The organism is Streptomyces sp. NPDC028910 (assembly GCF_055564955.1).
This window is the reverse complement of sequence record NZ_JBVHVF010000017.1, coordinates 57,281-79,411: the sequence shown is the minus strand read 5'-3', so window position 1 is coordinate 79,411 and position 22,131 is coordinate 57,281. Positions and strand designations below refer to the sequence as shown.

The 22,131-nt window shown below is 72.0% G+C and carries 19 protein-coding genes; 8 read left to right on the top strand and 11 right to left on the bottom strand.

Going from position 1 to position 22,131, the window contains the following annotated elements; translation table 11 throughout:
• Positions 1–19 precede the first annotated feature (19 nt).
• A complete protein-coding gene (locus ACZ4TV_RS21105) occupies positions 20–1,051 on the bottom strand; it encodes a tellurite resistance/C4-dicarboxylate transporter family protein (RefSeq protein ID WP_468136225.1) in 1,032 nt (343 codons plus the stop codon).
• 569 nt (positions 1,052–1,620) lie between these two features.
• Between ACZ4TV_RS21105 and ACZ4TV_RS21100 the strand changes: the two genes are divergently transcribed.
• Positions 1,621–2,082, top strand: coding sequence for a DoxX family protein (locus ACZ4TV_RS21100; RefSeq protein WP_468136224.1), 462 nt, complete (start codon positions 1,621–1,623; stop codon positions 2,080–2,082).
• A gap of 100 nt (positions 2,083–2,182) precedes the next feature.
• Positions 2,183–2,761: a YdeI/OmpD-associated family protein gene (locus tag ACZ4TV_RS21095; RefSeq protein ID WP_468136223.1), complete on the top strand. Its 579-nt coding sequence runs from the start codon at positions 2,183–2,185 to the stop codon at positions 2,759–2,761.
• 143 nt (positions 2,762–2,904) lie between these two features.
• Here ACZ4TV_RS21095 and ACZ4TV_RS21090 read toward each other — a convergent pair whose 3' ends face one another.
• Positions 2,905–3,309, bottom strand: a complete 405-nt coding sequence (locus ACZ4TV_RS21090; RefSeq protein WP_468136222.1) for a DUF5997 family protein — start codon at positions 3,307–3,309, stop codon at positions 2,905–2,907.
• 58 nt (positions 3,310–3,367) lie between these two features.
• Here ACZ4TV_RS21090 and ACZ4TV_RS21085 point away from each other — a divergent pair, with 58 nt between their 5' ends.
• From ACZ4TV_RS21085 to ACZ4TV_RS21070, 4 genes are all read left to right on the top strand, one after another.
• Entirely contained in the window at positions 3,368–4,174 is an 807-nt protein-coding gene (locus ACZ4TV_RS21085; protein ID WP_468136221.1) for a LysR substrate-binding domain-containing protein, read from the top strand.
• A 65-nt stretch (positions 4,175–4,239) separates the two neighbouring features.
• Entirely contained in the window at positions 4,240–5,340 is a 1,101-nt protein-coding gene (locus tag ACZ4TV_RS21080; protein WP_468136220.1) for a PP2C family protein-serine/threonine phosphatase, read from the top strand.
• Positions 5,341–5,369: 29 nt separating this feature from the next.
• Entirely contained in the window at positions 5,370–5,741 is a 372-nt protein-coding gene (locus tag ACZ4TV_RS21075; RefSeq protein WP_468136219.1) for a VOC family protein, read from the top strand.
• 214 nt (positions 5,742–5,955) lie between these two features.
• Complete coding sequence (locus tag ACZ4TV_RS21070) at positions 5,956–7,434, top strand: cellulose binding domain-containing protein (RefSeq protein ID WP_468136218.1); 1,479 nt, start codon at positions 5,956–5,958, stop codon at positions 7,432–7,434.
• A 481-nt stretch (positions 7,435–7,915) separates the two neighbouring features.
• Here ACZ4TV_RS21070 and ACZ4TV_RS21065 read toward each other — a convergent pair whose 3' ends face one another.
• Complete coding sequence (locus ACZ4TV_RS21065) at positions 7,916–8,155, bottom strand: chaplin (RefSeq protein WP_468136217.1); 240 nt, start codon at positions 8,153–8,155, stop codon at positions 7,916–7,918.
• A 358-nt stretch (positions 8,156–8,513) separates the two neighbouring features.
• Here ACZ4TV_RS21065 and ACZ4TV_RS21060 point away from each other — a divergent pair, with 358 nt between their 5' ends.
• Positions 8,514–9,617 carry a LacI family DNA-binding transcriptional regulator gene (locus ACZ4TV_RS21060; RefSeq protein ID WP_468136216.1) on the top strand — a complete coding sequence of 368 codons (1,104 nt, stop codon included), beginning with the start codon at positions 8,514–8,516 and terminating at the stop codon, positions 9,615–9,617.
• A 168-nt stretch (positions 9,618–9,785) separates the two neighbouring features.
• Positions 9,786–12,197, top strand: coding sequence for a polysaccharide lyase 8 family protein (locus ACZ4TV_RS21055; protein ID WP_468136215.1), 2,412 nt, complete (start codon positions 9,786–9,788; stop codon positions 12,195–12,197).
• Positions 12,198–12,258: 61 nt separating this feature from the next.
• Here ACZ4TV_RS21055 and ACZ4TV_RS21050 read toward each other — a convergent pair whose 3' ends face one another.
• From ACZ4TV_RS21050 to ACZ4TV_RS21015, 8 genes are all read right to left on the bottom strand, one after another.
• The gene (locus tag ACZ4TV_RS21050) at positions 12,259–13,209 is read right to left on the bottom strand and encodes a carbohydrate ABC transporter permease (RefSeq protein ID WP_468136214.1); all 951 of its coding nucleotides are present in this window, start codon (positions 13,207–13,209) and stop codon (positions 12,259–12,261) included.
• Positions 13,206–14,021, bottom strand: a complete 816-nt coding sequence (locus tag ACZ4TV_RS21045; RefSeq protein WP_468136318.1) for a carbohydrate ABC transporter permease — start codon at positions 14,019–14,021, stop codon at positions 13,206–13,208. The genes ACZ4TV_RS21050 and ACZ4TV_RS21045 overlap by 4 nt, the downstream gene beginning before the upstream one ends.
• A gap of 194 nt (positions 14,022–14,215) precedes the next feature.
• A complete protein-coding gene (locus ACZ4TV_RS21040; RefSeq protein ID WP_468136213.1) occupies positions 14,216–15,520 on the bottom strand; it encodes an ABC transporter substrate-binding protein in 1,305 nt (434 codons plus the stop codon).
• A 129-nt stretch (positions 15,521–15,649) separates the two neighbouring features.
• Entirely contained in the window at positions 15,650–16,666 is a 1,017-nt protein-coding gene (locus ACZ4TV_RS21035) for a hydroxyacid dehydrogenase (RefSeq protein ID WP_468136212.1), read from the bottom strand.
• Between the two features lie 129 nt (positions 16,667–16,795).
• Positions 16,796–18,115: a lysine N(6)-hydroxylase/L-ornithine N(5)-oxygenase family protein gene (locus tag ACZ4TV_RS21030; RefSeq protein WP_468136211.1), complete on the bottom strand. Its 1,320-nt coding sequence runs from the start codon at positions 18,113–18,115 to the stop codon at positions 16,796–16,798.
• A complete protein-coding gene (locus tag ACZ4TV_RS21025; protein WP_468136210.1) occupies positions 18,112–18,720 on the bottom strand; it encodes a GNAT family N-acetyltransferase in 609 nt (202 codons plus the stop codon). Before ACZ4TV_RS21025 ends, ACZ4TV_RS21030 begins: the two co-directional genes overlap by 4 nt.
• Positions 18,717–20,519: an IucA/IucC family protein gene (locus ACZ4TV_RS21020; protein WP_468136209.1), complete on the bottom strand. Its 1,803-nt coding sequence runs from the start codon at positions 20,517–20,519 to the stop codon at positions 18,717–18,719. Before ACZ4TV_RS21020 ends, ACZ4TV_RS21025 begins: the two co-directional genes overlap by 4 nt.
• Positions 20,516–22,120 carry a pyridoxal phosphate-dependent decarboxylase family protein gene (locus ACZ4TV_RS21015; protein ID WP_468136208.1) on the bottom strand — a complete coding sequence of 535 codons (1,605 nt, stop codon included), beginning with the start codon at positions 22,118–22,120 and terminating at the stop codon, positions 20,516–20,518. Before ACZ4TV_RS21015 ends, ACZ4TV_RS21020 begins: the two co-directional genes overlap by 4 nt.
• Positions 22,121–22,131: the final 11 nt, after the last annotated feature.

Here is a 22,131-nt window from a genome sequence, read left to right as displayed (position 1 = left end):
ACGGGGCCGGCGTGCTTCGTCATCGGTCCGGCGTCCCGGCGCCGGGGCCCGAGCGGGGGCCGGCGCGGGGGCCGGCGCGGGGGCCGGAGCCGGAGCCGGGTGCGCGCCGGGCGGTGGGGTGGGCGGTGAGGCGGGAGGCGACCAGGGCGGCGAAGGTCAGCAGCCAGGCGGTCACGGCGATCCAGAGCAGGACTTCGCCCAGGGGGCGCAGCCAGGCGATACCGGCCGGGTCCGCCACGGAGAGGCAGGCGGCGGCGGTCATGCCGAGCGGGAAGACGGTGGCCCAGCGCCGGATGTCGTAGCGCGGCCGGGGGTGGCGCAGCTCGGCGGCGAGCAGGACGACGTACCAGACGAGGGAGAGGGCGAGCGTCGCCAGTGTGACGGTACGCAGGGCCGTGTGCGCCGGACCCGTCCATACGGGTGACGCCGTGAGCTTGGACCCGGCCAGGGCGGTGATGGCGAGCGCCCCGCCCGCCACCCAGTGGTCGCCCGCCCCGCCCACCACCTCGCGCAGGTCGAAGCGCAGGAGGGTCGCCCCGTAGAGCAGCAGCCCGAGGCAGAAGGCGGCCAGCGCCGCCCGGGCCAGCCAGTCGTGTAGGCCGGCGGCGGCGAGGACCGCCGCGAGGACGGCCAGCCCCTGGGTGGCCACGCAGCCGAGGAACGCCACCCCCGGCATGCGCCGCCGCCAGTGCCGGACGTTGAACAGCAGCCCGGGCCAGAGCGCCGCGGCCAGCGCGAGCAGGGCGGCGGCCGCGGTCTGCCACCCGAGCAGGGAGAGCCGGGTGCCGATAACGGTGGTCGCGGCGACGGCCGTCAGCGCGGCCGGGGTGTCGGCCTCGGCGCGGAACCGCCCGCGGTCGCCCAGCAGCCGGGAGGTGAAGTCGGCGGCGAGTACGAGCCACAGCGCCCCGGCGACGGCCAGCGCTGCCAGTGACGGCACCTCGTGCCCGGTCAGGCGCAGGCCGACGGAGATGATGCCGGTGGCCATGACGGCGGCTCCCGCCGCCGGCGGCAGTCCGGCCCACCAGCCACGGCCAGGGAGGATGCTCATCCCTCCAGCGGACCCCACCGGTCCGCGGGCCGCCAGCGCACAGGGCCGACCGGCGCGCTGGGAACCTCCGGGGCCGGCGCACGGGACGAGGGCAGCATGGTGCGGGCCGTGATCCTCCAGCTCCCCCAGGCCGTGCTGCCGCGGCCCGTCGAGAAGGCCGTCGCCGCCCAGCACCACATCTCCCGCGACGGCTGCACCTGCTGTTCCAGGGTCAGCCGGAGAGCTGCGCGCCCGGGCCGCGCAAACCTTTTGCACGCAAGATCAACAGAGCTTGCGCGCGATGCACACGCAGGGGTGCGGCCCGGTCCTAGGCTCTGGGTGAGACGAGGACCTGCCGGTCCGTCACAGGGGAACGGACCGGCGGGTCCCGAATCCCCGTGCGCGCCGTCGGCGCGGCCCACCGGCCGCCGGGTAGCGTCGGACCGCCTAGGAGCCGTCCTGTTCATCAGACCGGTGGCCGGAACTCGCGCTTGCCAGGCCGATTAGGCCTACCTAACCTGTGGCTCGCCCGCGCCCGAGAACCTCGGCACGACTTCGGGATCCGTCCCCGACCGAAGGAGCCTCCCCCCATGAACGCACGTCTCGACCATGCCCAGCCCTATGCCGTCGGCCTGTTCCGGATCGTCACCGGACTGCTCTTCGCCTCGCACGGAGCCGCCTCCCTCTTCGGTGTCCTCGGCGGTGCGCACGGCGGAGGAACCATCGCTGCCGGCACCTGGCCGGGGTGGTACGCCGCCGCCATCCAGCTGCTCGCCGGCGCCCTGATCCTCCTGGGTCTCGGCACCCGGGCGGCCGCCTTCGTCGCCTCCGGCTCGATGGCGTACGCGTACTTCACCGTGCACCAGCCCGAGGCGCTGTGGCCGCTCCAGAACGGCGGCGAGGCCTCCGCGATGTTCTGCTGGGCCTTCCTCCTGATGGTGTTCACCGGACCCGGGGCCTTCTCGGTGGACGGGCTGTTCACCTCCCGTGCCTCCGGCTCCGCCTCCTCCGCAGGCCGGGAGGAAGCCCGCACGGAGACCGTCACCGCCTGAGGAATCGATTCCGCGCCGATGCCCCCGGCGCCCGGGGCTTGCGGCTTGCGGCTTGCGGCTTGCGCCGTACGACCGGGTCCTCGGGAGATAGCCTGACGGGATGGACGAACTCAACGGGGTGGAGATCGTCGGCTTCGCGGACGCGGCGGCGTTCGAGGGCTGGCTTGCCGAGCACCACACGCGCCATGAGGGTGTGTGGATCAAACTGGCCAAGAAGAAGTCCGGCATCGCGTCGGTCACCGATGACGAGTTGGTCGACATCGGACTGTGCTACGGCTGGATCTCCGGGCAACGGCGCGCCCTCGACGAGCGGTACTACCTGCAGAAGTACGTGCCGCGCCGGCCCAAGAGCCTGTGGTCACAGGTGAACGTGGACAAGGTCGCGGTGCTGATGGCCGAGGGGCGGATGCGCGAGCCCGGGCTCGCCGAGGTGCGCAGGGCGCAGGCGGACGGGCGATGGGCGCGCGCCTACGAGTCGCAGAAGACGGCGACGGTGCCACCCGATCTCGCGGTGGCGCTCGATGCGAACCGCGAGGCCGGGAAGGCGTTCGAGGCGCTCGACAAGACCGGGCGCTACCTGGTGATCCTGCCGCTGCTCCAAGCGGTCACACCGGAGGCCAGGCAGGCTCGGCTCGACAAGGCCCTGCGACTGCTGACGGCGGGCGGAACACCGGGATGATCCGGTCGACGCGGGCCCGGCCCGATCGGCACGGGCGCACAGGTTCCGGGGCGGCTGCGATCACCCGTCGGCGGCGCGGAGAAAAGACGTCGGGCCCGGCCTCCCCAGGGGAAGCCAGGCCCGACGGGACGCGGAGCCTCGGCTCAGGCGTTCTGTTCGCGGGCCTTCTCGGCCCGCTCCGCGTTCTTCTCCTTGATCCGCACCGCTTCCTTCCGGACCTCGGCCTGGGTGGCGCGCTCGCGCTGCAGCCACTCGGGAGATTCCTTCTTCAGCGCTTCGATCTGCTCGGTCGTGAGGGGCTCGGTGACTCCGCCACGGGCGAGGCCCGCGATGGAGACGCCCAGCTTGGCCGCGACCACCGGTCGGGGGTGCGGACCGTTGCGGCGCAGCTCCTGCAGCCACTCGGGCGGATCTGCCTGGAGCGCACTCAATTCGCTGCGCGAGACGACACCCTCCTGGAACTCAGCGGGGGTGGCCTCGAGGTACACGCCCAGCTTCTTCGCCGCGGTCGCGGGCTTCATCGTCTGGGTGCTCTGGTGCGACGTCATGGTGTCAAGAGTATCGAGCGTGTGCGCTACCTCCGACCACGACCGGTAACCTGGCGGGGTGACAGGCTCGGAAGTACCCCATTCGTTCCGGCTCGCTTATGTCCCCGGGGTGACACCCACCAAGTGGGTGCGGATCTGGAACGAGCGGCTGCCCGACGTCCCGCTGACCCTCGTCGCGGTGTCCCCCGCCGAGGCGTTCGGCGTACTGCGGGCCGGCGGCGCCGACGCGGGGTTCGTCCGGCTGCCGGTCGACCGTACGGACCTCAGCGCGATCCCCCTCTACACCGAGACCACGGTGGTCGTGATCCCCAAGGACCACCTCGTGGCGACGGCCGACGAGGTGTCCACCGAGGATCTCGCCGACGAGATCGTGCTGCACCCCCTCGACGACACCCTCGACTGGGAGCAGCTGCCGGGGCAGCCCGCGATCGAGCGCCCCGAGACGACGGCGGACGCGATCGAGCTGGTGGCGGCGGGGGTGGGCGTCCTCGTCGTCCCGCAGTCGCTCGCCCGTCTGCACCACCGCAGGGACCTCACCTACCGGCCGGTCTCGGACGCGCCCGAGTCGCGGGTGGCGCTGTCGTGGCCGCAGGACGAGACCACCGACCTGGTGGAGGAGTTCATCGGCATCGTCCGCGGCCGGACCGTGAACAGCACCCGGGGCCGCCCCCCGACGCCGGCGCAGCCCAAGACGAAGCGCAAGCGCCCGGACACCGGCGCCGGCGCCGGCACGCAGCGGAAGCCCGCGTCCGGGAAATCGGCGTCCGGAAAGTCGGCGTCCGGCAAGTCCGCGGGCAAGAACCCGCGCGGCGGTTCCGGCGGCTCCAAGGGCGGCAAGAGCGGCAAGCCCCGCCGTCGCCCGTAGGCGGCCGGGCCCCGCGACGGCATGGCCTCGGCGCTCCGCGTCGCCTGGCGGTGTATGCAGGAGGGATGGATTTCCGGCTGTCGCTCACACGTCACCACCGGTCCGGGCGGGTAGGCCACGCGCAGCTGGCGGTCCCGTTCGCGCTGATCGCCCTCGTGACGGTGGTCGACATCCTGGCTCCGCCGGAGGTCCACCTCGGGCCCTTCCTGGTCGCGGCGCCGGCCGTGACCGCCTCGTTCGCGGGGCCGCGGATGACGGGCTTCGTGGGGCTGGTCGCCGTGCTGGCCCAGGCGGTGGTCGCCGTGGCGCGCACCAGCCTGACCGATCTGAACCACACCTTCCAGATCACCGCGCTCATCATGATCTCGGTGTTCGTGACCTTCTTCGCCCACTTGCGCGAGGTGCACGAGAAGGAACTGGTCCAGCTGCGCTCGGTGGCGGAGACGGCCCAGCAGGTGGTCCTGCGGCCGCTGCCCGACCGGATCGGTCCGCTGGGCGTCGCCTCCGTGTACCTGGCCGCGGCGGCGGAGGCCCAGATCGGCGGCGACCTGTACGCCGCCGCCCGTACGTCCACGGGGACGCGGCTGATCATCGGCGACGTCCGCGGCAAGGGCCTGGAGGCGGTCGGGGACGCCGCTCTCGTACTCGGCGCCTTCCGGGCCGCCGCGCACCAGGAGGCCGAGCTGCCGGGGCTCGTGGACTACCTGGAGGCGGCGGTCTCCACGGACCTGGACGGCGCCGGGGACCAGGGCGAGAGCTTCGTGACCGCGGCCGTCCTGGAGATCCCCGACGACGAGCCGGTGATGCACGTGGTCAGCTGCGGCCATCCGCCGCCACTGCTCCTGCTCCGCGACGGCGGGGCCGTTCCCCTGGAGGTGGCCCGTCCCGCGCCGCCCCTGGGGCTCGCCGGGCTCGTGGCGTCGGCCGTCACCGCTCAGACCTTCGCCTTCGCGGCGGGTGACGTCCTGCTCCTCTACACGGACGGGGTTCTGGAAGCGCGCGACCGGACGGGCACCTTCTATCCCCTCGCGCAGCGCGTGGTCGCCTGGTCCGGCCTGCGCCCGCAGGCCCTGCTGGACCAGTTGTGCGAGGACCTGCTCGCCCACGCGACCGGCAACACCCTGGACGATGACGCCGCGATGGTGGCGATCGAGCGAACCGCGTAGCACCCGGCGGGATTTGTCAGAATCGGCCCATGCTGACCATCGGAACGATCGTCATGGGCGCCGCGGACGTGCGGCGGGCCGCGGAATTCTGGGGCCGGGCGCTGGGCTACGTCCCGCGCGGCGGCGAGGTGGAGGACGGCTGGACCGTCCTGGTCCCCGCCGACGGCGGCGGTCCCGGCCTGGCGCTCGGCCGCAGCGTCACGCCCGTACAGGAACAACCCCGCGTCCACCTCGACCTGTACGTGGCGGACGCGGCGGAGCAGGAGGCGGAGGTGGCTCGTCTGGTGTCCCTGGGTGCCCGGCACGTCGACTGGGACTCCTACCCCGAGGACCCCGATTTCGTGGTCCTCGCCGACCCCGAGGGCAACCGCTTCTGCGTCATCGACACCACCCACGGCTGACCTCCCGACCGCGTGCGGGAAGTTCCTCGGTCCTCGTCACCGCTTTGGACGTCTTCGGACCCCCGAGCTCGCTTCCTGAGGCCTCGCTTACCGCTTCCTTAAGCGGAGCCTAAGACTCATGAGTGCCGCACCGAAACGAACGATTGTCCGTTTCGGTGCGGCTAGCGTGCTGCCGCATCACCAACTCCCCAGTAACCACAGAGGCAGGCACGCCATGGGCAGCACAGTCGGTCACCGGCGCAGGACGAGTCGTACGGCCAAGGTCACGGGCGCGGTCGTGGCGGCGGCGGTGATCGGCGGTGCGGCCTTCGCCTTCACCGGGACCGCGCAGGCGACCTCCGTCGGCGCCGCGTACACGAAGTCCAGTTCCTGGAGCGGTGGTTACACCGGCCAGTACGTCATCACCAACCACACCGGTCAGGTCCAGTCGGACTGGACGCTCCAGTTCGACCTGCCGGCGGGCACGAGGATCGACTCCCTCTGGAACGGCGCCCACACGGTCGCCGGTCAGCGCGTCACCGTGAAGCCGGCGAGCTGGAACCGGCAGCTGGCGCCCGGGGCCTCCGTCACCGTGGGGTTCGTCACGAGCGGGTCCGGCTCCCCGGGCGACCCGACCGGGTGTCTGATCAACGGGACGAAGTGCTCGGTCGACCCGGGCGCGACGGCCCAGCCGAGCGGCCGCCCCACCGCCCGCCCCACCGTCACCGCGACCCCGGCTCCGACCGCGCCCGTCACGTCCTCCGCGCCGACCGGGACCGCGTCACCCTCCCCCACGGCGACCGCCACCGTCCCCGGTGGCGGCGGCGCCCGCTTCGCACCGTACGTGGACACCTCGCTGTATCCCGCGTACGACCTCCTCGACACCGCGGCCAAGACGGGAGTGAAGGAGTTCCACCTCGCCTTCATCACCTCCGGCGGCGGTTGCGCACCGCTGTGGGGCGGTGTCACCGATCTCGGGAGCGACAAGGTCGCCGCCCAGATCGGCGCGCTGCGCGCCAAGGGCGGCGACGTCCGGGTGTCGTTCGGCGGGGCCGCCGGACACGAACTGGCCCTGAACTGCGCCACCGTGGACGATCTCGCCGCCGCGTACGGGAAGGTCATCGACCAGTACCGGCTCACCAAGGTCGACTTCGACATCGAGGGTGCGGCCCTGCCGGACACCGCGGCCAACGCGCGCCGCGCGCAGGCCATCGCCCGGCTGCAGAAGTCCCACCCCGGCCTGGACGTGGCCTTCACCCTGCCCGTCATGCCCGAGGGGCTGACCCAGCCCGGCGTGGCACTGCTGGCCGATGCCAGGAAGAACGGCGTGCGGATCGACGCCGTCAACATCATGGCGATGGATTACGGGCCGGCGTACAGCGGGGACATGGGGCAGTACGCGATCCAGGCCGCGACCGCCACGCAGGCTCAGCTCAAGGGCGTGCTCGGGCTCTCCGACGCGGCGGCGTGGAAGGCCGTGGCCGTCACGCCGATGATCGGCGTGAACGACGTCACGAGCGAGATCTTCACCGTCGCTGACGCGACGCAGCTGGTGGAGTTCGCGGCGGCCAAGGGGATCGGCCGACTGGCCGTGTGGTCCTCGACGCGCGACAAGCAGTGCGCGGCCGGCGCCGTGAACTACGCCGATGCCACGTGCAGTTCGATCCTCCAGCAGCCGCTGGCCTTCACCAGGGCGTTCGCGGCGTTCAAGTAGCCCCCCCCCGCCGGCGGCGCCGCCCGCTAGGTCGTCTCTTTCGGATCTTGTCGGTCGAGCCCGCGTTGTCCGGTGCGATCCCGTCCGCATCACGCCTGCCGAGCGGGCGGATCCCGCCATGGTGTCCGTGAGGTCACCTTCGGCGCCGGTGGGCCGGGTTACGGTCCGGCCATGCTTTCGAACACACGGACCCCGCCGCCGTTCCCCGCAGTCGCCGCGCCCTGCTGCGCACCGCCGTCGCGGGCACGGCGGCCGCCGGAGCGGGCCTGACGCTCGGTGCGGCCTTCCCCGCCTCCGCCGCCTCGTGGGATCCGGAGACCGCCGAGCGCGTCACGACCCCCGCGCAGGCGCTGCGCCGGCTGGCGGCCGGCAACACTACGAACTGAGCGACCAGCACGTACGCACCCTCGCCTGACAGCGGTGGCACCTGCGGCTCATCCCGGTCGCGGGCGCGACCGGGATGAGCCGGGATTCACGACCCTCAGGTGTTGACGCAGACGGCGCCGCCGGCCGGGTTGACCAGCCCGATCACGTTGATGCTGTTACCGCACACGTTGATCGGAACGTGGAGCGGGACCTGGATCAGGTTGCCCGACAGGACACCGGGCGAGAGGGCAGCGACACCCTCCGCGGTGGAGTCCGCGGACGCCGAGGAGGCACCGCCGATGACCGCCAGGCCCATGACCAGGGCAAGACCCGCATTCTTCCAAACACGCGACACGTGGCATCTCCTTGTCACTGCACAGCGGTGCCGGAGCACCGCACGGCCCCGAGGAGGGCCGTCCCCCTCTTCATCGGCAGCGACGGCCACCAGAGACGGTTCGGACCGGTCGGTTCCCTCGAAGAGGTGCCCCCGCGCCTCCGTTTGGAGGTAGCCCGGACGTTGCCACCGCCCGTCTCTTCGAATAGGGAACAAACGAACCGCCGGTGACGACGCGGGCCCGCGGCGCGGCTCGACCGCTTCTTCGCCTTCGGGCAGGCCATCGGCTCGTGACGGGTGAGCACCGAGACCGATCGCTCCATACAATCACGCGAGGAGAGCAGAGGCAGAGACAGCGGCCGATACCAGGGGGGACACCGTGCGGGTCCATGTCCATGCGCGCCACGAGCGAGTGATCGAGCTCGTCCGTGAACACGGCAGCCTGAGCATCGCCGATGTCGCCGCCGAGCTGGGCGTCTCCATGGTCACCGTACGGCGCGACGCGGGACTCCTCGTCTCCGAGGGCCGGCTCGGCCGGGTGCACGGCTCGCTGGTGTGGCCGGGCAGCGGCCGGCCGGCGCTCGCACCCGCCCCGGCCGCCCCGCCAGCCAGGGAGGGGACCGTGGTCGGCATGATCGTGCCCACTATGGGCTACTCGTTCTCCGAGATCGTCCAGGGCGCCCGCGAGGTGCTGGCGCAGCGCGGAGCGCGGCTCGTGCTCAGCCTGTCCGGCTACCTGATCGAGGAGGACCAGGCCCAGGTCGAACGGCTCGTCGCCGCGGGAGTCAACGGCCTGCTGCTGACTCCCAGTTGGGGGGAGGGCGCGCCCGGCTCCGGTGAGACCGGCCCGATCCTGGCGGCTTCCGTGCCCACCGTGCTGGTCGAGCGGTGGACCGCGCCCGGCAGCCCGGCCCACCACCTCGACCGGGTACGCTCGGACTCCGCCTACGGCGCGGGCTCCGCCGTCCACCATCTGGCCGCGCTGGGCCACCGCCACATCGCGCTCGCGCTCCAGAGGAGCCCGCACACGCGGCAGTTGAGGGCGGGCTTCGAGGACGCCCTGACCACGCTCGGACTTCCCGAGGCGCCCGCGCCCCACTTCGATCCCGGCCGGCCCGCCTCCGAGTCGGAACGCTACGACCTCACGCTGGAGTTCCTGCACCGCGGTGTGCGCGAGCACGGGATCACCGCCGCCTTCGTGCACAGCGACGCCGATGCCGTCGTCCTGGTGCCGCGCCTCCAGGCACTCGGGATCCGCGTCCCCGAGGACCTCGCCCTGGTCGTCTACGACGACGAGGTGGCCGGTCTGTCCGAGCTCGCGCTCACGGCCGTGGCCCCGCCCAGGCGCGCGGTGGGGGCGGAGGCCGCCAGGCTGCTGCTCGACCGGCTCGGGGCGGAGGCGGACGGACCCCGACAGCACATCGAGCTGCTGCCCCAGCTCCGCGTGCGCGACTCCTGCGGGGGCAGGTCGAGCCAGGTCTGATCGTTTGAACGATCGATCCTTACATGCCTCTTGAGCGCCATTTCGCACGCATGCTACAAACGGTCAGCGGGGCGTCCTCCCACCCCGCTCCCCGCGTGAGGCCGTCTCCTGCTGCGCGCGCACGCGTGCCGTCCGACGGGCCGGTCCGCGCTCCAGCTTGGAGGCTCCATGTCCCGCCCATGGTCCCGCCGTTCCTTCCTGCGCTTCTCCGGGAGCACCGCCTTGCTGACGGGGATACTCCCGGTGGGCGCGCTCCCGACGGCCGGGGCGGCGTCCGCCGCGTCCGCCGCCGGCGATGAGTACGACACCCTCCGCGCCACGTGGCGCGAGATGCTGCTGGGCAGCGGGTTCGACCCCGCGGCCGCGCCCTTCGCCGGGAAGCTGGCGCTGCTGGGCCGTCAGGCCGGCGAGCACCGCTCGGCCATGGCGCCCGCCGCCGGGTCGCTCTGGCCGGACCTGCCCCTGACGCTCTCCAGCTCGATCACCGGCAGCTATGCACGGCTGGGCACCATGGCCCAGGCGTACGCCCAGCCCGGCACGGGTCTGACCGGCGACGGCTCGCTGGCCACCGACATCCGGACCGGCCTCGACCACCTCTACCAGCAGGTCTACAACCCGGCGAAGAGCCAGTTCGGCAACTGGTGGGACTTCCAGATCGGTTCCCCGCAGATCCTGCTGGACATCAGCACGATCCTCCACGGGCAGCTCTCCGCCACCCAGCTCGCCAACCACCTCGCGGCCGTCGACCGGTTCGTCCCCGACTCCTCGGTCTCCCGCTACACCGGCACCAGCACCGGCGCCAACCGCGTGGACCTGTGCCGCTCGCTCGCCCTGCGCGGCATCCTCGGCAAGAACGCGGCCAAGATCTCGCTCGCCCGCGACGCCCTCTCCCCCGTCTTCCCCTTCGTCACCGCCGGAGACGGCTTCTACGCCGACGGCTCCTTCGTCCAGCACACCTACCTGTCCTACACGGGCTCCTACGGCGCGGTGCTGATCGGCGGCCTGGCCGGACTCTTCTCCCTGCTCAGTGGTTCGACGTGGGCGGTCACCGACCCCAACCGGCAGATCATCCTCGACTCGGTGGAGCAGTCCTTCGCGCCGTTCCTCTACAACGGCCTGATGATGGACGCGGTGTCCGGGCGCGCCACCAGCCGGGGCAATCCAAGGACCAACTCCTACGGCTTCCAGGGCGGCGACCACGGCCGAGGGCACGGAGTCCTCGCCTCCATCGCCCTGTTGGGCACCGCCGCGAGCAGCTCGGAGCACCAGCGCTGGCGCGGCCTGGTCAAGGGCTGGATCCAGCGGGACTACTACAGCCCCGTGCTCTCGGACACCGACCTGAGCGTCGCGGCTCTGGCCCGGCTCAAGGCCGTACAGGACGACAACGCTGTCACGGCGCTCGCGGAGCCGACCGGGCACAGGCTCTTCCCCAGCATGGACCGGGCCGTCCACCGCCGCCCCGGCTGGGCGGCCTCGATCAGCATGGCCTCCCAGCGGATGGGCCTCTACGAGACCGGCAACGGGGAGAACCTGCGCGGCTGGCACGCGGGCGCTGGCATGCTCCAGTGGTGGGGGAACACGTACGGCAACGGCCAGTACACCGACGCCTTCTGGCCCACCGTCGACCCGTACCGGCTGCCGGGCGTCACCGTCTCGAAGAAGACGCTCGCCGACGCCGAAGGCGGTGCCTGGGGCCTGCCGAGGCCGGACGTGAACTGGGTCGGCGGCGCCACGGACGGGGAGTACGCGGCCATAGGCCAGTTCGTCCGCGGTCTGTCGAGCACGCTCTACGCCAAGAAGGCGTGGTTCTGTCTGGCCGACTCGATCGTCTGCCTGGCGGGCGCGGTCCGGGCCACCGACGGCGTCGCGGTCGAGACCGTGGTCGACAACCGCAACCTCGGCGCCACCGGCTCCCAGGCGCTCACCGTGAACGGCGCCGCGCAGTCCACCGCCCTCGGCTGGTCGGCCACCCTGGCCGGCGCGGGTTGGGCGCGGATAGCCGGCCACGGCGGGTACGTCTTCCCCGGCGGAGCCACGCTCAAGGCGCTGCGCGAGGCCCGGACCGGGTCCTGGCACGACATCAACACCGGTGGCGCCACCGACCCGATCACGCGCCGCTATCTGACCCTCTGGTTCGACCACGGCGTGGACCCGGCCGGCGTCGCCTGCTCCTACATCCTGATGCCGGGAGCCACCACCGCGGCCACCGCGGCCCGGGCCGCCGACACCGGCTGGCTCACCGTCCTCGCCAACGACAACGATCAGCAGGGCATCAGGGTCTCCTCGCTCGGCTTCACCGCCGTCGCCTTCTGGTTCGCCGGGACGGTGGGCGGCCTGAGCGCCGACAACCCGGCCTGTGTCCTCGTACGGGAGCACGGCGACGGTACGGCCACGCTGTGCGTCAGCGACCCGATGCGGATGCGGACCGGCCTCACGGTCACGTGGCACCGTCCGGTGACCTCCGTACTGGCCAAGCCGGCCACGGTCACCTCCGCCACCACGGGCTCCGCCCTCACCCTCTCCTTCGGAGACCTCACCGGTCAGGCGGGCGCGACGCAGCGGATCAAAGTCGCGCTGTGATCGCGGGTCGGCCGGCGGCGACGACGGCGTCCAGTGGTGCGGGTGTTGGGCGCGCACCCCTCTACTTCACCGCGCCGGCGGTCAGCCCCGAGCGCCAGAAGCGCTGCAGGCAGAGGAAGGCGATCACCAGCGGGATCACGGCGATGAGCGAGCCGGTGATCGCGAGCGAGTACATCTCGGGGCTCTCCGTCGTCGAGATGTTCCACATGTGGAGGCCGAGGTTGACGGGGTACAGGTCCTTGTCGTTCAGCATGACCAGCGCGCCGTAGAAGTTGTTCCAGCTCGCGGTGAAGGAGAACAGGAACAGCGTCATGAATCCGGGGGCGAGCATCGGCAGCGCGATGGTGCGAAAGGTCCGCACCTCGCCGGCGCCGTCGACCCGGGCGGCCTCCAGGACCTCGTACGGGACGTAGCCCTCGGAGAAGACCCGGGCGAGGTAGACGCCGAACGGGTTGACCAGCGAGGGGATCAGCAGCGCCCAGTAGGTGTTGGTCAGCCCGGCCTGGGAGGCCAGCAGGTACATGGGCAGGGTCAGGACCGCTCCCGGTACCAGCACGCCCGCGAGGACCACGCCGAAGAGCTTCTCCTTGCCGGCGAACGCGTACTTGTCGAAGGCGTAGCCCGCCGCGACCGATATCAGGGAGGAGAGGGCGGAGCCGACCACGGCGTAGAGGACCGTGTTGAGCAGCCAGCGGCCATAGATGCCGTCGTCGTGCGTGAAGACCTCGTGGATGTTGGAGAGGAGGTTGAACTCTCCGAAGCTGAAGCCGCTGGTGCCGAAGAGGTCTCGGCGGTTCTTGGTGGCGGCGACGAGCAGCCAGCTGATCGGCATCAGCGTGTAGAGCGTCAGCATGATGAGTACGGCGTTGACGGCGGCCTTGGAGGCCCAGGCGCGCGGGACCCGGGGCCGGGGCCGGAGCCGCGGGCTGCTCGGCGCCGCGGGGTCGGCGGGGTCGGCGGGGGTCGCGGCGGTCCGCCCGGCGGCGCGGGGTCGCAGGCCTTGCGTGGTCATGCTTCCTGCCACCGCTTCCCGATCCGGGTCACCGCGTAGGACAGCGCTCCGGCCACCAGGGCCAGCAGCAGGGACGCGGCGGCCGCGCTCGCGTAGTCCTGGTCGATGAACGCCTTGCTGACGATGTACATGGTGGGCGACCAGTCGTTCCCGAGGGCCTGCGCCTTGTCGGAGAGCAGCTTGGGCTCGGTGAAGAGCTGGATCGCTCCGACACTGGTGAACAGGACGGTCATGACCACCGAGGATCGGATGATCGGCACCTTGATGCCGAGGGCGATGCGCCAGGCCCCGGCTGCGTCGACGGTGGCCGCCTCGATGACCTCGCGGGGCACCGCCTGGAGCGCGGCGAAGAAGATCACCATGTTGTAGCCGACCCACTGCCAGACGGCGATGTTGACCATCGAGGAGAGGGAGTTGCCGGGTGAGAAGAAGTTCCAGCCGCCGCCCGCGCCCTCGATCCATTCGATCACCGGGCTGAGTCCGGGGGTGTAGAGGTAGATCCAGACGATCGCGGCGATCAGTCCGGGCACGGCGTGCGGCAGGAAGAAGGCGAGCTGGAAGAAGCGCCTGGCCCGGGCGTAGGCCGAGTCGACCAGCAGTGCCAGGCCCAGCGCCCCGCCGATCACGACCGGGATGTACGCGAGGCAGTACGCGGCGACGTTCAGGAAGGACGCGCGGAACGCCGGGTCGGCCAGCACCGCCGCATAGTTCGCCAGGCCCGCGAAGGTGCGCTCGACGCCGCCGAACCCGAGCCCCGAGGACTGCTCCCGGTACAGGCTCATCCATGCCGCGTACCCGACCGGCGCCACCATGACGAGGGCGAAGAGCGCGAAGAACGGGGTGAGGAACAGGGTCGCGGCGCCGCGTTGGTTGCGGCGCAACGTGCCGGCGGTGCGCGGCGGGGTGATGGGGGGTGATGCCACGGGAGACTCCTTGGCGGTGCGGGTGGTTCCGTTCCCAGGGAGGTGGCGCGGCCCGGCGGATCGGGCGGCCACCCCCGGCCGGATCACTTGGCGAGTTTGAGACCGCGGCTCTCGATCGCCGTACGGGCCGACTCCTGGGCCTTCACCAGGCCGCTGGCCAGGCCGTTCTTGGCCGCCTCGTCCTTGAAGTCGGCGTTGACCTTGCCCCAGACCGGGCCCCAGGTCCATCCGGGGAGGATCGTGTCGACCTGCTCACCCGTCAGCTTGTAGAGGTCCTGGCCGCCGAAGTAGGAGGTGTCGAAGGCCTTCGCGGCCACCGCGGCCATGGCCGGGTTCGCGGGCAGGGCGCTGCTCGGGTTCTTCAGGGCGCTGATCCGGGCCTCCATCGAGGCCGGGTCCGTGGTGACCCACTTGATGAACTCGGCTGCGGCCTCGGCGTGCTTGCTGCCCTTGGTCACGGCGAAGCTGGTGCCGCCGTACATGCCGCTGGCCGCAGTGCCCCAGTGGGGGACGGGGGCGACGCCCCACTTCTCCTTGAGGTCGGGCATGGTGGAGATCATCGCTCCCGCGCTCCAGGAGGCGCCCAGGATGCTGACGGTCGTACCGTCGGCCTTGGACTTGTTCTCCTCGGGGGTGCCGGCGCCGTAGTTGAAGACCAGGTCGTCCTTGAGCATGCCCTGCCAGAAGTCGGCGACCTTCCGCGAGGGGGCGTCGTCGATCTCGGGCTTCCAGGCGCCGTCCTCGATCTGGAACCACTTCGCGCCGGCCTGCCAGGACAGGGCCGCCTGCAGCGGGGCGTCGGTGGGGAAGGAGCCGATGCGCGCCTCGGGGTCGGCGGCCTTGATCTTCTCGGCGGCGGCGCGGTACTCGTCCCAGGTCTTCGGCACGCTCACGCCGTACTTCTCGAAGAGGTCCTTGCGGTAGAAGTACACCTGTGGGGTGGCGTCGAAGGGGACCGACCAGGTCTTGCCTCCGAAGGTCACCAGGTTCTGGACTCCCGCCGGGAAGCTCTTCTTGACCAGTTCGCCGGACGAGGCGGTGAGGTCCTCCAGGTAACCCTGGCTCGCGAACTCGGGGACCATGCTGTACTCGATGGTCGCCACGTCCGGTGCGTCACCCGCCTTGATCGCGTTGCTGATCTTGCTGTAGCCGTCGGCGCCGCCCGGTATCTGGGAGAACCGCACCTGGATGTCGGTGTGCGTCTTGTTGAACGCGGCGGCCGCTGCCTCGGCGCCGCCGGTCCAGGTCCAGTACGTGAGGGTGACGGGCTTCCCGTCGTCCTTGGCGGCGGACGAGTTGGTGGAGTCGGAACCGCAGGCGGAGGTCAGCAGGGCGAGGGACACCGCTGCGGCCACCGCGCCGTAGGCACGCAAGGACTGAACCTTCATGTGGACTGCTCCTTGGCGAGTGGGCTGAACGAGTCGAATCATTCGCTCCAGCGACTTTGAACGTCAAGGCCATGTGAACTATTGATCAATACGATCAACTCCCACCTGACTCCCCGGCGGCCGCGGCTCTCAGGCCGTTCGGTCAAGGTCCTCGCGCCGCACCCCGTGGGCGAAGGGCAAGCCCGCCGCGTAACGGGCGATCTCCTCGATCGCGGAGTCGGCCATCCGGTGGAGTTCGTTGCCGAGGGAGCCCGCGATGTGCGGGGTGAGCAGCACGTTCGGCAGGTCGTACAGCGGGGAGTCGGCCGGCAGCACCTCCGGCTCGGTGACGTCGATGACCGCCTGCAATCGGCCGGAGGCCAGCTCGTCCGTGACCGCGGCCGCGTCGACCAGGGAACCGCGGGCCGTGTTGATCAGGGTGGCGCCGTCGCGCATCAGCGCCAGCCGCCGGCGGTCGATCATCGACCGGGTCTCCGGCAGTTCCGGTGCGTGCAGGCTGACCACGTCGGAGATCCGGCAGAGCTCGTCGAGCCCGACGGCGCGGGCGCCGAGGATCCAAGCCTGATCATGCGTCAGGTACGGGTCGTGGACAAGCAGTTCGAGGTCGTACGGGCGCAGGAGTTCCATCACCCGGCGGCCGATCCGGGAGGCGCCGACGATGCCGACGGTCCGGCGGTAGTTGCCCGCGTGGCCGTATCGGAGGTGCCAGTCGTGCGGGGTGCCGCGCACGCTGCGGTACTCCTCGCGCAGCTGCAGCACGCGTTTGTTGGAGAGCAGGACCATGGCGACGGTGTACTCGGCCACCGGTACGGAGTTGGCCAGCGCGGCGGAGGAGACGGCGATGCCGCGCTCCCAGCAGGCGTCGGTGACCAGCCGCTTGACGGAGCCGGCCGCGTGCACGACGGCCTTGAGGCGGGGCGCGGCCGCGAGGACCCGGGCGTCGACGGTCGGCGCTCCCCAGAAGGTGAGGAGGACCTCCGCCTCCGCGAGCGCGGCCGCCACCGCCGGTCTGCCGAAGTCGTCGACGACGAACTCCGGGTCGAGTTCGGCGACTTCGCGGAGCCGGTGGACGGCGGCATCGTCCAGCAGGCGGGGACGGAGCTCGGGGACCATCGCGAGCAGGGTTCGCGGGCGGCGAACGGGCATCTGGGTGCTCCTTGCGGCTGAGTGAGGCCGCGCCGACTCTAGGGAGCCAGATTCCGATCGTCAAGATCCATCAATCATATAGCTCTATACGTTCATAACGCTCAAGCGGCGCCGACCGACGCCTTGCCGTCACGACGTCCGCCCGGGCGGTGCCTCGAAGCTCGTGAAGGCGCTCCGCTTCGGCAGGCGGTAGGTCTCACGGCCCGTGATCGCGTTGAGGATCGTGGCGTTGCGTACCGCACCGATGTCCAGGTTGGGTGCCGAGACGCCGTGGCTGTGGGTCTCGGCGTTGGCCACGAACACGCGGCCGGTGACGCCTTCGGCGAGCTCCACGGAGTGGTCCAGGCGCACGCTGTGGCGGCCGCGTCCGTCCCGCAGCAGCAGGTGCTCGACCGGTTCCAGGAACGCGGGCGGGCGATTGCGGTAGCCCGTCGCGGCGACCACGAGGTCCGTGGTGTGCTCGAAGACCTGGCCGGTGTCGCGGTGCACGCAGGTCAGGACGGCCCGGCCCTGCGCGTCCAGCGCCGCGGACCGCACCGTGATGCCGAACCGCAGTTCCACCTCGGCCAGCCCGTGTTCCAGCTGGCGTCGGTAGAGCAGTTCGTGGATCTCCTCGAGCGTGTCGGTGGAGATGCCCTTGTAGAACTGCCACTGCTCGCCGGTCAGCCGGTCCCGTACGTCCTGCGGCAGCGAGTGGAAGTACTGCATGTACGCCGGCGTGGTCATCTCCAGGACCATCTTGGTGTAGTCGAGCGGGGCGAACGACGAGGTCCGGGTCAGCCAGCTCACGGCGGGGCCGCCCTCGACGTTGCGGCCGAGGAGGTCCACGGTGACCTCGGCCCCGGACTGGCCGGAGCCGACCACCGTGACCTTCCCGGCCCCGGCCACGTCGGCCGCCCGGTACAGGTAGTCGGAGGTGTGCAGCAGCCTCGACGGGGGCAGGCCCGCCAGGGCCTGCGGAACGTACGGCGCGGTGCCGATGCCCAGGACGAGGTCACGGGCGTGCATCCGCAGGCGGGCGCCGTCACCGCGTGCGGCGAGCACGGTGAACCGCTCCTCGGCGGCGTCCCAGCGGACTTCCTCGACACGGTGCGAGAAGTGCACCGAGGGAAGCTTCGCCGCCGCCCAGCGCAGGTAGTCCTCGTACTCGCGCCGGGAGGGGAAGAAGTTCTCGCGGACGGTGAAGGTGTAGAGCCGGTCCATGTCGTGGAGGTAGGTGAGGAACGAAAGGGGGTGGCCGGGCGCGACGAGGGTGACGAGGTCCGCGAGGAAGTTCACCTGCATCGAGGCGTCGCCGAACATCATCCCGCGGTGCCAGGTGAGTTCGGGCTGCTCCTCCAGCACCACCAGGTCGAGACCGTCCACGGTCGAGGCCAGGGCGGCGAGCCCCAGGTTGAACGGGCCGCAGCCGATGGCCACCACGTCGTGCTCGCTCGTGAGTTCGCTCATCGGGGCATGTCCTCCTCCCTGCGGGGGCGCACCACGAAGGCGGCCGTCTTCTCGGGCAGGGTGACCTCCCTGACGTGCCGGAACCCGGCGGCGGCGAACGCCTTGAGCGAGGGGAGGTTGGTCACGTCCGGCTCGGCGACCACCCGCGGGCATCGCGGGTCGGCGGCGAGCAGGCCCTCGGCGAGCGCGCGCAGCAGGCTCCGCCCCAGGCCCTTGCCGGTGCGGTTCACGTCGCCGATGGCGATGTGCAGACCCAGGTCGCTCGGGTGGTGCGCGTAGTGCTCGGCGAGGCGGTCGCGCAGCACCCGGTACACCTCGACGTACGCGAACGGGCGGCCGTCCAGGCTGATCACCACGGGCAGGATGGCGTCGCCCGCGAGGTGTCCGGCGATCTCCTCGGCCCAGCGCTCGCGGGGCCACGCCTGGTGCCAGAACGCGTCGATGTGCGGTGACTGCATCCAGCCGTGCACCACGTCCAGGTCGGCGCCTTCGGCCCGCGCCACCCGGGCCGACCACGGACTGCTCAGCCGGGGCAGGGGAGGACCGGGGACGGTGCCGCTCAACTGCGCCGCGTCGTCCTGATGTAACGGCTGTGCCGGGGTCATGCGCTCGTCTCCTGGAGGGGGTTGGGGGCGTCGAGGTAGACGGACTGGGCGTCGAGGGGCGCGAGGACCTCGTCGATGCCGTGCAGGCGGGTCAGCAGGTTGCCCTTGCAGGGCAGGGTGTCGGCCTCCAGCCAGCGGCGGGCGAGCCGGTCGCCGTCGGGGCCGGCTTCGGCGAGGGCCGGCAGCGCGGCCCGCAGCCGGTCGGCGAGGACGCAGAGCAGCGCGCGCTCGTCCGCCAGGCCGTCGACCGCGAGACAGCCGACGACCGACAGGGCCTGGTTGCGCAGCATGTAGTACGACAGCCGGTCGTCGACGAGGGCGTCGTCCACCACGGCGAGGGTGGAGGAGCCGGCTCCGAGCTGCTTCAGCAGTCCGGGCAGGTACGAGGCGGCCAGGTAGTAGCCCTGGTTGTCGCGGAACGTGCCGCCGGTGACGCGGCCCCGTGCGTCCAGCCGGACCAGGGTGTTCTGCTGGTGGGCTTCCAGGCCGATGCCGGTGGCGGCGTACAGGTGCAGCATCGGGACCAGCACCCGGTCGGTGTAGTCGGCCGTCCACTGCTCGGCGGCTCCGGCGCCGAGGCCGCCGACCAGTTCGCCCAGGGCGCTGCGGCCGAGTCCGGGGCGCGGTGCGACCAGGCCGACCAGGCAGCGCAGGTCTTCGATGCCGTCGGGCACTTCGCGTACGGCGACGTCGAGGCCGGTCACCGCCGGCCCGTCCGCGCGGCCCGGTTCGTCCACCGCGATCCAGGCGGGGTCACGGGTGATGGCGAATCCCGGGTGGGCCGCGAGGGTGCTCCGCGCGTACCCGGCGTCGAGGAGCCGGTTGATCTCCAGGCCGCGGCGCAGTTCGGTACGGGTGGACTCGCGCCGGGAGTTGGTCAGCCGCAGGCCCAGCGAGAGCTTCAGCATCACGTCGGCGTCCGGCCGGTACACGGTGCGCACGCTGGAGGTGGGCCACCACTCGGGGCCCAGCTCGCCGAGCGGTTCCAGTGCGCCCGAGGCGATCAGGGCGGCGATGCGCGGGCGGTGCAGCAGGTCGCGGGCCTGCCAGGGGTGGGCGGGCACCAGCACCCGGCCGTCGTCGGGACGGCGTTCGGCGAGGTCTGCGAGGAGGGCGACGGTGTCCCGTCCGGCGAGGGCGGGCGCTTTGTCCACGGAGTCGTGGGAGACCACCGACTCGTCGGCGGCGAACCAGTGCAGCCGGAAGGAGCCGCGCAGTTCGGGTGAGAAGGCGGCCGCGTCATTGTCCGAGATGCCGTCGCGGCTCTTGGGCGCGGGGTGGTTCAAGTGGCCCAGGATCAGCGCCTGTTCGGCGTCGAGGAAGCCGTCCACCCCGGACGGCGGCCGCGGGTTCGCCCGGCGGTCGGAGATGAAGCGGGCGACGCGGCGTACGGACTCCGCGGTGCGCTCCACCAGATCGGCGACCTCGCCGGCCGGGACGCCGCCGGGGCGGCTGCCGCCCCGTACGGCCGCCTCGGTGGACAGCAGCGCGACGGCAGTGACGGGGTCGGCGCTCGCGCCCAGCGGGCCTCCGGGCCCCTCCAGGCGGGTGGGGCCGAAGCGGTGCAGGCCGGTCGGCGATCGGTGGGTCACCTCGGTGACGAGGGCCAGGCCGGCGGTGGGGAGTTCGATCCGCAGCGGCCCGGGCGCGACCGGCGTTCCGGTCTCCAGGAGCCAGCAGCGCAACAGCGCCTCGACGTGGGCGTGTTCGGCGGCCCCGCGCGAGTCGAGCGTGTGCAGCGGGTCGGCGGGGACGGTGGTCGGGGCGCCGGGGGTGGAAACCGTGGCGGTGACGCTCATGCGGCGCCCTCCTCGATCTGTCGTTCACAGGTGCGGCCGGCGTCGAGGACGAGGTCCACGAGGCCGTCGATGTCGTCGGTGGTGGCGGTGGGGTTGAGCAGGGTGAATTTCAGGCAGACCCGTTTCGGGGAGCCGGGTACGCCGCCGACGCCGGCCTCCGTACGTCCGATGAGCGCGTCGCCGGACTCCAGCAGGCGTCGGCGCAGTGCGGCGTTGAGGCTGTCGGCGGCCCGGGGGTCCGCGCCGGACCGGGAGTCCGCGCCGGACCGGGAGTCCGCGCCCCGGTAGCGGAAGACGACGGTGGTCAGTTCGGCCGGGGCGACCAGTTCGAGCTCCGGTTCGTCGAGGATGCGGCGCTCGGCGTGCCGGGCGAGGTCGTGGCAGGCGTCGACCATGCGGCCCATTCCGGTGCGGCCGTAGGTCAGCAGGGTGGCGGCGGCTTTCACCGCGTCCGGGCGACGGGTGGTCTGCAGGCTGCGGCCGAGCAGTCCGTCGTACCCCGCTTCCGAGTCGTCGACCGGGTTGAGGTAGGCGACTTCGCGGTCGAGGGCGGTGAAGGCCGACGTGTCGGACACCAGGAGGGCACTGGCGGCGGCGGGCTGCCAGCCGATCTTGTGCAGGTCGAGGGTGACGGAGTCGGCGAGTTCCAGCCCGGCCAGCCGGTCGGCCAGCCGCTCGGAGAACAGGGCGCCGAATCCGTAGGCGGCGTCCACGTGCATCCAGAGGCCGTGCTCCGTGGCGATCTCGGCGATCTCGGGGAGCGGGTCGATGGAGCCGAAGTCCGTGGTCCCGGCGGTGGCGATGACCGCCAGCGGCGTCCGGCCGGGGCCGAGTCCGCGCAGGGCCTCGGCCAGCGCCCGCGGCCTCATGCGCCGCCGCTCGTCGGTGGGCAGGAGGTGGACCGCCGCCTCGCCGAGCCCGAGGGCGGCGCAGGCCCGCTGTACGGAGAAGTGGGCGAGTTCGGAGCAGAACACGACCGGGCCGGGCAGGGCGGCGACCCCCTCCTGGCGGGCGTTGACACCGGCCCGCGCGGCGGCGGCGTCCCGGGCCAGCAGCAGGCCCAGCAGATTGGACAGCGAGCCACCGGGCGTGAGGACGCCGTCGGCACGCTCCCCCAGTCCCGCCAGGCGGGTCAGTGCGCCGATGAGCCAGCGTTCGACGGCGATGGCCGAGGGGCCGGAATCGTAGGTGTCCAGCGAGGCGTTGCTCGCGCTCGCCAGGGTGTCCGCGGCGACCGCGACCGCCAGCGGCGGCGGTTGCAGGTGGGCCGCGGCCCGGGGGTGGGACAGGTCGATGCCCTGCTCCACCAGCAGGGTGGCCAGCCGCTGGAGGGCGGCCTTGGCGCCGAGCCCCTCGGCGGGAAGGCGGGCGGGTCCCAGGACCCGGGCGGCCGCCGCGAGGACGCCGGAGGGGGCGCCGGCCGGTAACGGTCCGTCGGGGCGGCGGGCGGTCAGCGCGGTGTCGATCGCTTCGGCCAGCGCGTCGGAGACCTCGGCGAGGCCCTCTCGGGATCCGGCCAGGAGGGACGTGGGGAAGGGGAGGGACGGAGGGTAGGACTCGGTGACGGGTGGTGCCTCGGTGAGCGGTACGAGCGGTATCACGCCCTGCCTCC